At 37.5% G+C, this 14,846-nt stretch carries 8 protein-coding genes; 2 read left to right on the top strand and 6 right to left on the bottom strand.

Annotated elements, in window-relative coordinates; all coding sequences use genetic code 11:
• Positions 1-51: 51 nt before the first annotated feature.
• Positions 52-1,251 (top strand): hypothetical protein, encoded by a 1,200-nt coding sequence (locus tag L8106_RS14465; RefSeq protein ID WP_009785076.1) that lies wholly within the window; start codon positions 52-54, stop codon positions 1,249-1,251.
• A gap of 484 nt (positions 1,252-1,735) precedes the next feature.
• Positions 1,736-6,517, top strand: a complete 4,782-nt coding sequence (locus L8106_RS14460; RefSeq protein ID WP_232228482.1) for a sugar-binding protein — start codon at positions 1,736-1,738, stop codon at positions 6,515-6,517.
• A gap of 132 nt (positions 6,518-6,649) precedes the next feature.
• Here the strand turns inward: L8106_RS14460 and L8106_RS32195 are convergent, their stop codons facing one another.
• The 6 genes from L8106_RS32195 to L8106_RS14435 all read right to left on the bottom strand — a co-directional run bounded on the left by L8106_RS32195 (position 6,650) and on the right by L8106_RS14435 (position 14,556).
• Entirely contained in the window at positions 6,650-6,895 is a 246-nt protein-coding gene (locus L8106_RS32195) for a hypothetical protein (protein WP_156803678.1), read from the bottom strand.
• A gap of 487 nt (positions 6,896-7,382) precedes the next feature.
• A complete protein-coding gene (gene dnaG, locus L8106_RS14455) occupies positions 7,383-9,383 on the bottom strand; it encodes a DNA primase (RefSeq protein ID WP_009785074.1) in 2,001 nt (666 codons plus the stop codon).
• Positions 9,384-9,483: 100 nt separating this feature from the next.
• The gene (locus L8106_RS14450) at positions 9,484-9,795 is read right to left on the bottom strand and encodes a hypothetical protein (protein ID WP_039896359.1); all 312 of its coding nucleotides are present in this window, start codon (positions 9,793-9,795) and stop codon (positions 9,484-9,486) included.
• A 219-nt stretch (positions 9,796-10,014) separates the two neighbouring features.
• On the bottom strand, positions 10,015-11,343 hold the full coding sequence (locus L8106_RS14445) for a S8 family serine peptidase (protein ID WP_009785072.1): 1,329 nt from the start codon (positions 11,341-11,343) through the stop codon (positions 10,015-10,017).
• A gap of 239 nt (positions 11,344-11,582) precedes the next feature.
• Complete coding sequence (locus tag L8106_RS14440) at positions 11,583-12,974, bottom strand: Rid family detoxifying hydrolase (protein WP_009785071.1); 1,392 nt, start codon at positions 12,972-12,974, stop codon at positions 11,583-11,585.
• 355 nt (positions 12,975-13,329) lie between these two features.
• Positions 13,330-14,556 carry a Rid family detoxifying hydrolase gene (locus L8106_RS14435; protein WP_009785070.1) on the bottom strand — a complete coding sequence of 409 codons (1,227 nt, stop codon included), beginning with the start codon at positions 14,554-14,556 and terminating at the stop codon, positions 13,330-13,332.
• Between the last annotated feature and the right edge of the window lie 290 nt (positions 14,557-14,846).

Below are 14,846 nucleotides of genomic sequence, written 5' to 3'. Positions count from 1 at the left end.
AATAAACCCACAGTATCCAGCATTTCTCTAGATGTTGAAGAACCAATTACAATGAATCAAAATTTACTCAAGCAAGCAATTAACCGGGACAATGTTTTTAAAAAACTATTACAAACTGAACTGAATCAGGGTGCTAACGCCAATCATTTAGCTTTTTTGGATCGAGGAATAGAAAACTCTCCCTATCGAAATGAAATTGATCACTATCCGACATATCTGCTTCAGAAATCTATGACATTTCGCCCCTATCCTCAACTGGGGAAAATTCCTGAAATTAATCCAGATGCACTCTTATTTCTGCATGAAGAAATTACCGAAGCTTGTATTTGTCTGGGTCGTTGGGAACAGGAAAAATTACAAACATTATGGATGGGTAAAAATTCGCTCAGAAAAGCTCAATTTTGGAGTTCGACAAAAATTATTGCGATTTTAAATGTATTGAGTCAAGTCAACTCAAGGTTTCCCTATTCTGCTGTGGAAAATTGGCAGATTCAAAATCCAGAAGATGAGTGTATGAAAGCTAGTTTTGATGCCATTGTTGAGGATATTGTTAGCTATGAAAAACAAATTGCGAGTTCTAATGCTTTATCGGCGATGTTTAAGCGGTTTGAAACTCGGGAAAAACTAGAGAAATGGTTACAGAATATTACTGGAAACTATGATTTAGAGTTTCAGGGGGATTATGGCGAAAGTCCTTGGATGATGAATCCTGAATTGGTGGATTGTAAACGACAAGAGGTTTTACTGAAGGCTGTTTCTGAGACTGAAAAAGGTGAAAATTTATTGTCGGCTTATGATTTAACTCGAATTATTTCTATGGTTGGCTGGCATTATTATCTTGATCCCAGTCTACAAATTCCGGGAGTCAATTGGAATAGTCTTCAACCTATTATTAGGGGATTGGGTAAAGATACGGCTCGATTTGTTGATGTGGCGTTGGAGATGTTGGGGTTAGAAAATGTGATTCGTTTTCCGGTGATTCTTTCTAAGTTAGGTCATGGGCCAAGTTCATTAAGACAAACGATAGAAACTACTTATATGGCTTTTGTACAGTTTGTTGATCCTTTACCCAAAGCTACAGGAAATTCGGCAAAATTGCGATCAATTGCGATGACGTTACGGGGTGTAATTCCTATTCAAGATATGGAAAATTTTGATGATGAGTCCATTCGATTGGATGCACGAATAGCAGCAGAAGTCACTGAAATTCTACGACGAGTGATTACTGAGGAATTAGATGAAGTGGTTTAAAAGGTCAGGGAGTTAACGTGATCTCTATTGAAATGGGAGTGGAGTTGCAACTCTGATTTAGAACGAGTTAGAATAGATAGACGATGCTAGACTCGTTAATAGCATCGTTACTGTTGTTTTTGTTTGTCAATTTTATTTAAAAGTTGGCAGTTAAATCAAACTTCAGGGTGGAAATTAAAAAAGTAATAAACTGATGACGAACGATCTCAAGATTGTTCTATTTGTGATCTGAACTTAACAAATTTATTGAATAAGTTTAGTTTAAATAAACGTTGAATTAGCTGAAATATACTCATTTTTACTGATGAATATTAGGGTGGAATCAAAATTAATTAAATCAGAGGTCAAATAATTTATGGACGATGAAAACAGAGGTAAAAACAACAGATCTTTCAAGACAATATTAAGAATAATCAATCATTTTTCAGATGAATTTTCTTTAGTTTTAGCCTGTTGCAACTATCGTAGTTTGCGCGAAAAAGTTATGCGGAGCTTACGAAAGAAATGTTTAGTTGAAATTCAAGAAATTACTTTAGATGTAGAAACCAAGACTCTTTATACAACTATAAAACAATGTTTAGGAGAAACACAACCTCATGCTTTGATGATTTTTGGATTGGAATCTGTTAATAATATTGAAGAAGTTCTCAAAGCAACAAATCAAATCCGAGAGGAGTTTAGTCAGTTTAAATTTCCGTTGATTATCTGGATTGATGACCATCTTTTACAAATGATGATTCGCTTGGTTCCTGATTTTCATAGTTGGGCAACAACGTTTGAGTTTGTGATTAGTGAAAAAGAACTGTTGAAGTTTCTTAAAAAAACAACAGATGATGTCTTTCAAACTATTTCAGATAGTGGAGCGAGTATTTTTTTAGAAGATTCAAGCTTAAAGTTAGGAAAAGGTTCACCCCTGAGAAATGAACTTGAACTCGCTCAAGAAGATATCCAGAAACGTAATATTCAACTTGACATAAAACTAGCTGCCAGCTTAGAATTTGTATTAGGTCGAATCACTGATAATTCGACAGAAGCAGCACGAATACATTATGAAAAAAGTTTGGCATTATGGGAAAAAACGGATAATTTAGAACGTTGGGGTTATCTTTTATTTTATCTTGGTTTTTGGTGGCATAGTCATGCCTTCTTAAATCATTCAGGACAAGAACAATCTCATTTATTGGCTAAAAATTATTATCAGCAATCTCTCCAGAAATTTGAACAAGATAATCGTCCAGATTTAGCCTCAAAATTTATCAATGCGTTAGCGTTAGCTTTATATCGTCTCAAACATTGGGATGAACTCGAAGATGTTGCTAAAAAAGCGGTGGGCTTACATAAAGTTTATTCTCATCCGTTTCGACAAGCGAGAGGTTATCATTTTCTTTCTGAAGTCGCTTTAGCAAAGCATAACTGGAAAAAAGGAAAAAAATTAGCAGAAAAATCCCTCAATATTTTTGATCAGGAAGTCAAAGAAAGACTGACAACAATTTTACATGAAGAAGTCACTTATTTAACCTGGGAAAAGTCTTTTCATAAAGCTTGGTATTTATTCTCACTTGCAAAAGCTCAAAAAGAGTTACGTGAAATTGAAGAAGCTATTACCACTTTAAAACGCGCTCAAAAAATCGCTAAACCTGAATATGATCCAGAGTTTTATGTTGATACTTTAAATCACTTATGGGAGTTATACTTTCATAATCAGCAATATTTGGATGCGTTTACAACGAAGCAAAAACGGCGAGAAATTCAACAACAATTTGGATTAAGAGCGTTTATTGGAGCGGGTCGTCTGGTTCATAGTCAATCGATTACAAATCCCGGTTTACCTTTTGTTGAAAAAAATCAAAAAGTTAATCCTGAAATTGCTGCATCTGGACGAGTGCGAGATCTTGAACGTTTAGTTAGACGTATTCGCTTAAATGACCGAAAATTAATTGTGATTCATGGACATTCTGGGGTTGGAAAAAGCTCGATTATCCAAGCGGGTTTAATTCCTCAACTCAAAAATATTTTTGTAGAAGAACGTCGAGTTTTACCGATTTTACAACGATATTATACAAACTGGGTTCAAGCATTAAGTCAAGCCTTATCTGAAACTTTTAGTCCTCTAAATTTTATTCAATCAGACTCGAAAAAATTTCAAACCTTAGACGAAATAAAAACTTTTCTTCAAAAAAGTCTCAAGCATAATTTATTAATTGTGATCATTTTTGATCAATTTGAAGAATTTTTCTTTGTTTGTAAAGAACCTGAGCAACGCAAACAGTTTTATCAATTTCTTGAATTTTGCTTAAATACTCCTTTTATTAAAGTCGTTCTTTCTTTAAGACAAGACTACTTACACTATTTGCTAGAAGCCAATCGTCTCAAATACTTTGAAGCGGTGAATGATAATGTTCTGGATAAAAGTATTCTCTATCATATCGGAAATTTTTCGCCAGATGAAGCCAAATCTGTAATTAATCAATTAACAGAAACTACTCAACTTAAGCCAGAAGCAGCTTTAATTGATGAATTAGTAAAAGATTTAGCTCAAGAATCAAATGAAGTTCGTCCGATTCAATTACAAGTCGTTGGTGCCCAGCTCCAAGCCATGGAAATTACTACGCTAGAACAATATCAAAGAGAGGGGCCAACTCGCAAGCTTGAAGAAAAATATTTGGAGGAAGTGATTGATGAATGTGGTACTGAAAATAAACAATTGGCGGAATTAGTGCTTTATTTGTTGACTGATGAGAACAATACTCGTCCCTTAAAAACCCGCTCAGATTTAATTCGAGAAATCAGAGAACTTGCTCAATATCTAGAACAAAAAACCCATGATTTAGATACTATTCTCAAGATATTTGTCGCTTCAGGTTTAGTCTGTTTATTTCCAGAAATACCCGTAGAACGTTATCAGTTAGTTCACGATTACTTAGTTTACTTTATTCGTCAACAACATAGTGAAGAAATTATTGCTCAACGAAATTACGAACGCAGAAAACGAGAGCAAGCAGAAGCCGAACGTAAAGAAGTAGAAGAAAAACTTAATCAAGTTCTTCAACAAAGACTCAAAGAAGCACAAGCGAATATTCAACGGAAGAAAAAACAGTTAATTCTATCATTGGGTGTAAGTTTAGCAATGGTTATTCTTTCGGCTACAGCAATCCTCAGTACCATCACGGTGAGAGAACAAAAAGCTCAACTCAGAAGTCAAAATATTGAAACTGCAAACTTTAACTATACTGCTTTTTTAATTGATAACAATCAGTTGGAAGCTTCTTTAAGTATTTTAAGAGGAGCAAAATATTTCAGAGAAAGCTTTACTGAATCTTCTTTAGAAAAAGAAACTTTACATAAACTTTGGGCCGTGGTAAATTTACTCCAAGAACGGAATAGATTAGAGGGAGATTTCGGTAATGCAATTGGAGTGAGTGTGAGCAACGATGGTCAACTTATTGCTTCTGCGGGAGAAGATAAAAAAATTAAACTTTGGAACTTGAGGGGTCAACTTATTAAGGAAATAGAAGGACATGATGCAGCAATTTTATATGTAACCTTCAGTCCTAATAGTCAAATAATAGCTTCAGCAAGCTTAGATAAAACGATTAAACTCTGGACACGAGAGGGAACTATAATTCAAACAATTAGAGGACATGAAGATGTTGTTCAGTGGGTCAATTTTAGTCCGGATGGTCAAACGATTGCTTCTGCAAGCAGGGATAACACAGTCAAACTTTGGAGGCTTGATGGGACTTTAATTACCACTTTAAAAGAACATAAAAGTCCGGTTTCTAGCGTAATTTTTAGTCCGGATGGTAAACTGATTGTCTCCGCAGATGAAAATGGAACTTTAATCTTTTGGAACCGTCAAGGTCAACTGCTGAAAACCTTCAAAGCTCACGAAGGAAAAATTTGGAGTATTGCTTTTAGTCCGGATAGTCAGACGATTGCATCTGCTAGTGCAGATCAAAAGGTTAAACTCTGGGGTCGTCAAGGTCAACTTTTGAATAGTTTAGAGGAACATAAACACCCCGTTTATAGTATTAGTTATAGTCCGGATAGTCAATGTATTGTGACAGCAGACATTAATGGTAAGATTATTTTTTGGAGCCGGGAAGGAATCTTAAAAACCACGATTCGAGGTCATCGAGATGCTGTCAATCAGGTCAGTTTTACACCGGATAATCAAATGCTTGTTTCTGCGAGTCGAGATAGCACCGTAAGACTATGGAACTTGAATGGTATTCCTCAGGTTTTTCAACCAGATAAAAAAGTTTACAGTCCTATTTTTAGTCCAGATGGTGAGATTATTGCTTCTGTAAGTGCAAAGAATCAAGTAATTTTATGGAAAGTGCATCGGAAGATAAAACAACAGCTTCCTTATAAATTGAGTACGCAACTCTCCTTTTCAGCACATCGAGATATTGTTAATAATATTAGTTTTAGTCCGAATGGTAAACTGATCGCTTCTGCGAGTCAGGATCAAACGGTAAAACTTTGGAATCTTCAGGGTGAAGTGATCAAAAACTTACCTCATAATGCTCCGGTTTGGACAGTTAAATTTAGTCCGGATGGAACACTAATTGCTACGGCTAGTGAGGATCAGATTGTTAGACTTTGGGATAATAGGGGTAATCTTTTACAGATGCTTCAAGGACATCAAAAACAGATCAATGATCTCAGTTTTAGTTCTGATAGTCAGTTGATTGCATCAGCGAGTGATGATAATACAATTATTCTGTGGAACCGTGATGGTAAACGTCTACAAACACTAATTGGGAATGGAAATAAATTTTCATCAGTCAGTTTTAGCCCTTCTCGTGGGGATGAACAACTGATTGTGGCGGCGATGGCTGATCGATCTCTCGACTTCTGGAAAGGTCAAAATACTACCTGGAAAAGGCTAAATACAAGAACAGCAGTGGGTGGACATACAGGGGAAATTTATGAGGTTAGTTTTAGTCCGAATGGTGAAATTATTGCTTCTGCAAGTAGCGACGGTACGGTAAAACTCTGGGATCGCTACGGAAATTTAATTTCGACTTTGAGAGTTGGTTCAGCGCCGATACTCTCGGTGAGTTTCAGTCCCGATGCTCAAACTTTGGTCGCCACAGATCAACAAAATCGAGTTGTTTTCTGGAAGTTAGATACTAGCAAATTTAACAGTATTAATTTTTTGCTTCGACAGATTTGTATTCAATTTAATGATTATTTAAAATATAATTCGACGGTTGATCAAACCGATCAGGTACTTTGTGAACAGATTACTCCTAATTAAACAATCTCATAAAAAACTGCACCTAAAAAATCAGGTGAGTTAATTTTGATTACGGACTTGATTGCGGATGGAATCGATATTATATCTTGACAAAGTTTAGAAATGTCACACACTAAGGGTTGATTAGATAGTTTATCCTCTCGGTGGACGAGACGAGCCTTGAGGAACTCCAGTTGACTTTGTTTCTTCACTAGCAAAGACCAAACTCGTTGATTTATCTTTTTCTAAAGAAACTTGACCGTGTTGCTCATTAACGGTGTGTGATGGTACAATATTATAAGTTATTGGCTTTGTTATTGCTCTAACTGCCATTGTAGGCATCAAACTTACTGCTAATAATGTAGTAAATCCTAAACAAAATAGTGTTCTGTACGACATGGTAAGCTCCTTTTTAGAGTTTTAGGTTTTCGTTAGACATTCGCTCACATCTCCCCAAAGCTGAGTTCTCACATTACACAGAAATCAACTTGATTTTAAAAAAATAAAAAGGGAGTGAAAGGCGGATGTTAAATTCTATTCACTGCGAGAATATTTTTCTCAAAACTTGAATAAGATGAAAATAACTTCCAATCTTAATCAAGTTTTCTAGATTGAGCAGTTTACTTCCGGAAAACAAGGGAAATATGAGGAAATTTTAAGAATAGGTTTAATCAGATAAAGGCGACGGAGGATTATTAAAATTTCTTCATCAAAGGTCTGGGTTTCTTCCTTCTATTGACCTAAGATCGGATTTAGGGTTCCCGTTATATATTGCTGGATAATCTGTGACTTGACTTCTGTTCAACCCCTCGAAAACAACGACGTTTATACTACAATATTAATACATGAGATTAACCCTTGAAAACCGCAGTTTTTTTGCTCCTTTTCATTTAATCTTACCACAGAGTCTAGAGTTGGCGATCGCTCTCAATGTGGCACTTATCGGTAATTCTGATTCTCCGACGGGTACCGTCGCTAAGTCTTGGGACTTTGCAGAACACAGGGGTTCTAACTCTTTAATGCGTTGATGCGCCGCTAGAAGCTCCTCATGGTACATTTTCGATAATTCCAGGTTTTCAGTGCAATCTGTATTTTGCCACATATGCGAGGCTAAACTACGCCGCTTTCGACACAGGGTTAACTCCATTGATGCGATCGCCGCCCGAATTTCCAACGGTGTCCGTCTCAAATTGGCGATTGGTTTATCGTCTAAATAAAGTAAATGATCGATTTGTTGCTGCTGATCAGGAAACTCTAACAAATGATCTTGTAATCTCGAAATTAAATCAATTGATTCAATTGCTCCTTCTGAATTTTCTTCGATTTCCAAAATATTTCGCCACAAAAAGCGATGATGGGAAAAACTAAACTGTAAATTTCCGATTTCTAACGCTTCCACAATCGTCTGACGATGCTGTGAACAGTGTAGATAAATTCGCAGCAGTAACGCCTCAGCTTCGGGTAATAAACTCTGTTCAGCTAAAACTGGAAGTTCGATATCTGAAGATTCTTCCGCTTTAAATTCATCCCGTCGTCGCAACTTTTGAAGCTGCTTTTGTAGCGTTTTAACGAGAAATGGAATTAACCGTACTTCTCCTTGACTTAAAATGGCTGCACAAGACTGAATATATTGCGATCGCTGAAGATCTTGTTCAATTTTCTGCAACAATTTTACCATATTTTGTGCGACTTGTTGCGCTTCTACCACTTTGGTTAAATCTCGCCCGACTAACATCTGACTAATTTGCCAGTCAATCCACAAGGGCGCATTTTCTAATAAATTTTGATAATCTTCTGACGAAGAACTATATAAAAATTCATCGGCATCTTTTCCATCACTGAGATTCAAAATCCGCAGTTGTACACTGCCTTGATACGCCAAATTTTCAATCTCTCCGATTGCCCGTTCAGCTGCTTTTGCCCCGGCTGTATCTGCATCGAAATTGAGGATAATTTGTTTAGATTCGCTATAGCGTAAAAGTTGCCGAACTTGAGTCATACTCAACGCCGTTCCTAGTGCCGCCACAACATTTTCAATTCCAGCAGCATGGAGGGCAATCACATCAAAATACCCCTCAACAACCACTGCTTTATCCTGCTTAGAAATTGCTGTTTTTGCCTTGTCTAACCCAAATAATGTTTTCCCTTTATCAAATAACTCCGTCTCTGGAGAGTTCAAATACTTCGGTTGTTCATCGGATAATGTTCTTCCCCCAAACCCAATCACTCGCCCTTGAATATCGTGAATCGGAATCATCAAGCGATCGCGAAATCGATCATAATAACCATTCCCTTTTTTGCGAGGAAGAATTAAACCCGCTTGTTCGACTAAATGAACCGGAAAATGCTTTTGTTCGACTAAATAATCATAAAGCATTTCCCAACCTTTGGGGGCGTAACCGAGTTGAAAGTGTTGAATAGTTTCTGTACTTAAGCGTCTTTTAGAAGTTAAATAATCGAGTGCTTCTATTCCTTGAGACTGAGACAAAGCGTGTTGATAAAAGCTCGTTGCAATTGCTAAAATCTCATAAAGTTGTTCTCGTAGAGAAAGCTTTTGTTGTAACTCTTGACGTTGTTCAGGAGACTCCGTTTTCACCGAAACCTGATAACGACGCGCCAAGTCCAAAACAACATCTGCAAACGAAGATTTATCCAACTCCATCAAGAATTTTATCGCATTTCCACCCGCCCCACAGCCAAAACAGTAATACATCTGTTTGTTGGTACTGACGGTAAAACTGGGGCTTTTTTCTTCGTGAAATGGACACAACCCCGCAAAATCTTTCCCTTGACGTTTGAGGACAACTCGTTCAGAAACGACATCGTAGATATCCGCCCTCTGTTTTACTTCTTCTATGGTGTCGGGATGGATGCGGGGAGTTGACATGGATGCTTGACAATAACCCTTGATATCATTGAGAGATGGTAAGTGTTATTGTGACATATCTATTCAAATTTTGGGAATAATGATGCTGAAATCTTAACAATTAACGAGGAAAAATCCCCTGATCTTCCATGATCATTTTTACAGACGGCGACTCCAGCAAAGCATAAACTCCAGCAACGGTAATATTCACCCCAATAGAACCAAAAATATTCGGATGTTCGCTCAGAAGTTCTGCTTGATATTTTGTTAGAATTGGGCGAATATTATTAAGTTTATTTTCCGCAATTTCTTGAACTTCCTGGGGAGATTTTTGTTGGGCTTCAGTTTCTGTTTCCAAAAAAACAATAACTCGAATCATTTTATTTGAGTTCAGACGAGTTAACCGGACTGCAAATTCTGAGCTAATTTTCATAGAGTTGAGTACATGAACTTCACTGATCATTGTATTAGGAAATTCAGCAGATTGAATCAACCAGAGGAAAGAAATCATCGCCGATAAAAAACTTTTAGGGGCGCAAGGCTTGCACCCTCAATTCACTCTAAATTAATAGAAAAAAAGAGCAAGGGCAGGTTTATTAATATTGTTTGTAAGAAACATACATTCGTAAACCTCCCCTACACTGGTGACTAATTATTTAAGTGCTTCTAACGCTTTTACTGGTTGAATTTGACCCCAACCCCAACGATTATCTGGGCGCATTTCTTCACCACCGGGATGATAGGCGGTTTCTTCGAGGGCTTTCATAATTGCACTCAAAGGTGCTTTCGGACAAGCTGACATTAACAACGCCACAACACCAGCAACATGAGGTGTCGCCATTGAAGTTCCATCCATGTAAGTATATTGATAAATTCCATTGGGCTGTTGAACCGGAGGAATACAAGAATAAACCTGAGTTCCTGGTGCTGCAACATCGGGTTTTGTTACCCATTTATTCGGCGAATCTTCAGGGAAAACTAAACTCGCACCACTACTAAAAAAGGCAATTCCTAATTCATCATTAGGATACTTTTCTAATGCCCCAATTGAAAAGGCATTATGAGCGCTTCCGGGTGAACTGGTATTACCGTGATTTTCGTTACCAATCGCAACAACAGGTAACACATTAAATTGGTTGAGAAGCATATCAAAAACTTCAGCAAACAAGGGTTCATAATAAGTCAAACCCAACGACATATTAATCACGCTAGCGCCTTTTTCAATCGCCCAAGCCATGCCTTCAATTAAGGTTTGTAAGGTTGCATCTCCAATTAAAACACCACCCGCCAATAAATCGACTTCTGGAGCAACACCAATTGATACTCCTTTATCAGTTTTTCCACCTCCAATCGTTCCACAAACATGAGTACCATGTTGTCCGGCATCAAAATAAGGTGTTGCTGAAATTCGTCGTCCATTTGGGTCTACAATAATAAAGTCTTTGACTCGATCTTTTAGAGCCGGATGATCACTATAAACACCTGTATCTAATACCGCAACTTTAACGCCTTTTCCTTTAGTGGTTTCCCACATTTTAGCAATGTCTAAAACTTGCAAACCCCAAGTCATTTTTTGCTTTTCTTCTTGAGCCATCAAATCAGAATATTCGATTTGTTGGGGTTTAATCAGTTTGATTTTTTGGTTGGGGATAACTGCAACAATTTCTGATTGTTCAGCGAGGGCGGGAAGGGTATTACGAGTCACTTCTATCGTCGCGATAGGTAATGCACCAGAACCCACTTTTGTCGCATTTAATGACTGACCTGTAGCATTTTGATAATTCGTCGCCATTCGAGCAACAACATCCGTGTTTTGTTGGCTGTTTTGTTGCATGACTTGAAAACGTCGTTCATCACCCCGAGAAGGTATTTCTTCGGGTGGACGTTCGCTTCTATAAATGACAATTGCATCCTGTTTGCTGTTGGGATCACTATTCCCTAAAGCCGGGAAAAAAGCGGAAGAAATTTTCGGCGTATTCATCGGGTTTCACTCCTGAATAGATTGATTGAATTATACATTTGAAAGGTCTAAACACTCGTAGACGTGCAAGGATTGTACCTTAACGGTCAGGAAAAACTTAGATTTTTTCTGCTGTCATCCTGAATCTAATGAAGTCTCTGGGAGATTCTTCGCTGCGCTCAGAATAATAGAAGTTTATCTGTATTTAGAGATTATTTGCTGTTTCGGGTGGGTTGGGAGTATTTCCGGACAGTCTGCAATTATGAATTATTCTCTAACATCGCAATACAATCAATTTCGACTAACACATCTTTGGGTAAACGCGACACTTCTACACAAGCCCGAGCAGGTGCGTTTTCGGTTTCAAAATACTGTCCATAAACGCTATTTATCGCCGCAAAATCATTCATGTCTTTGAGGAAAATAGTTGTTTTTACGACTTCTGACCAACTGGCTCCGGCTGCGCTTAAAACTGCTTCTAAATTCGCCATAACTTGTTGAGTTTGTTTAGCAACATCTTTGAGATGAACAATTTGATTTGTTGCGGGATCAATTGAAATTTGACCTGCTACAAATACCATCCCATTCGCAATTACCGCTTGATTGTATGGGCCAACGGGGGCGGGTGCTTTCTCTGTCCGAATAATTTGACGTGTCATCGCTTGAATTTGTGTGAGTTGAGTTAAGCTTGTATCCATTTCACAGATTTCTCCATCGGGCATAACAGCCCCCAAAAATTCTGCATTTTCGAGGTTCGCCCCGTAGAGGTTCGCATCGGTTAAATCTGCTCCAATTAAACTCGCTCTACTCAGATTAGCACGAATTAAATTCGCTTGATTAAGATTAACAATTCTTAGGTTTGCGCCCTCAAAACTGGTTTCTAGGAGATTGGCATTTTTGAGGTTTGCACGATTAAGATTTACTCTCGCTAGATTTAATCTTGACAAATTAATCCCGGTGAGGTTGGCTTGTTGGAGTTTGGCTCCTTCTAAGTTGGCATCTTGTAATCGAGCGTTACTGAGTTCTGCTAAACTTAAATCAGATTCTAATAGAATTGTCCGAATTAAGTTGGCATCTTGTAAGTTGGCTTTGTTTAAGTTGGCGCGAGTTAAATTGGTTTCGAGTAAATTTGCACCACATAAGTTAGCTTCTGATAAGTTGGCTTCAGTTAAATCTGCTCGACTTAAATTAGCAACAACTTTATCATACCAACTCAAACTGGCTGAACTTAAGTCTGCACCTCTCAAATCTGCACTAATTAAATTCACTGCATCTAAGTCTGCATTGTGAAAGTTTGCTTGTTTTAAATTCGCATGGTTTAGACTCGCTCCGGTTAAATTTGCTCCCGTTAAATTTGCTCCGGTTAAATCAACTCCATGTAGCTTTGCTCGCCCTAAATCTGCTTCACTTAAAGTTGCATAAGAAAGAGTAGCTTGACGCAAATCTCCCCGTAAATTAGCAGAAGTTAAGTTAGCATGAGAAAGATTTGCTCGCATTAACTTTGTTTCATTGAGATTGGCGTCAGTCAGATCAGCATTTTGTAAGTTGATATCACTTAAATCGAGGCGATCTAGGCTAGCTCCTGCAAGTTCAACGCCTTCAAAATCTCGTTCTCCTTTGGTGTATCGTTCCAAAAGTTCCTCAGCGTTCATTGTCGATTTCTCCATCACCCAATGAGTTTTAGTTTACAACCAAACTGTAAACTTTCTTATCTTGTTATTTTATATTAATATTTATGACTTTTTCCCCTTGCCCCCTAAATCCCCCAATAATGGGGGACTTAGAATATTCTTTTCCCTCGAAAATTGGGAGACTTAGAATATTGTTTTCCCCTCAGAATTGGGGGGACAAAGGGGGTGCGGATGGGGGTCAGGCGATGGGGAAATTTTTAAGAGTATTAAATATCTAAAACCATTAATAAATCCTCCCTTTAACTCAAGTCTTTATTTCAGTTCCCTCTCCTTTTAGGGGAGGGTTAGGGAGGGGTAACAAATCCAATCACTTAACCTAACGACTCAACGCTACACATTCGATTTGAACGAGGGCATTTTGGGGAAGTTGAGCGACTGCAACGCAAGCACAAATCGGAGCAGTTTCAGCATCGAAATAGTTAGCATAAATGGCGTTCATTGCTGCAAAGTCACTCATATTTTTTAAGAATATTGTTGTTTTAATAACATCCGCCCAAGTTGCTCCCGCTTCGGCTAATATTATCTCTATATTTGCCATAATTTGTTCGGTTTGTTTAGCAACATCTTCTACATCTAAAATACTATTCAGTCGCGGATCGATGCCAATTTGTCCGGCTAAAAATACCATTCCATTCACAATAACCGCTTGATTTCGAGAGTTAGGCGGTTCGGGTGCTTTGTCCGTATGAATAATATTTTTACCTGTTACTTCTGTCTGTTGGCGCGATTCTTTTGTCTGTGTAGATTTAACTCGGTAACGTTCTCCATTCGGCATTATGGTATTTGTTAAATCTGCTCCTTCTAGACTTGCACCATAGATATTTGCTTCAGTTAAGTCAGCTTTTTTGAGATTGGCGTCATCGAGTTGAGCAGAAATTAAATTGGCTGATTTTAGATTGACTCTTTCTAGGTTAGCATTTTTAAGATTAGATTTTTTGAGATTAACTTTCTCCAAATTTGCTCGTTCTAAGTCAGCCTCATACAAATTAATTTCAGACAAGTCTACATTAGAAATATTAATTAATTGCAATTTTGATTTCTGGAAATTTGCCCCTTGAATTTTTATGCCTTGTAGGTTTGCACGACTCAGATTAGCTTGCTCTAAGTCTGCTTCAGTTAAGTTTGCATTAGATAGATTACTTCCCATTAAACTTGCTTCAATCAAAAAGGCTTGACTGAGATTTGCAGAGCTTAAACTTGTATTATCTAACTTGGCTCCATCTAACTTGGCATGAGATAGATTGGATGAAGTCAAATCGGCTCCACTTAAATCAGCCTCAGTCAAATCCGCCCAACTTAGATCAAGAGATCTTCCTTGTACATCAACTAAATTTGCACCTTCTAAAAATGCTCTGCTCAGTTTTGCAGCACCCAAATTTGCACCTGTTAAAGTTGCTTTGCTTAAATCGGCTCCTGTCAAGTCAGCTCCTGTCAAGTCAGCACCACTTAAGTCTACTTCAGTTAAATCAAGTCCTGTCAGTACAGCTTTTTGAAAGTTTCGTTCGCCTTGAGCATATTTCTCTAACAGTTCTTTAGCATCCATGTTATATTCTCCAAATCATGCCAGAATTATAAAGCCATCAGTGACACCTCAAATCTTAAGATTATCACTGAATATTCAACTTTAAATAATAGATTAATATCAACAAAAATTGTTAGATATGGATTAAATTGAGAAAACCAAATATTATATTAGTGCAAGAGTGTTGCTTGATATCATAATCCGATGAATTGTGTAAAATATCTGCTTGTAAAAAGCACTCATGCAAGAGGTAAAATCATTTTAGATTTTTTGGATGAGCAAAAATTCCGAGTCAATTGAGCTTGTTTTTA

The sequence above is a fragment of the Lyngbya sp. PCC 8106 genome (assembly GCF_000169095.1).
Lineage (GTDB): Bacteria > Cyanobacteriota > Cyanobacteriia > Cyanobacteriales > Microcoleaceae > Capilliphycus.
This window is presented reverse-complemented; position numbering and strand designations above follow the sequence as displayed.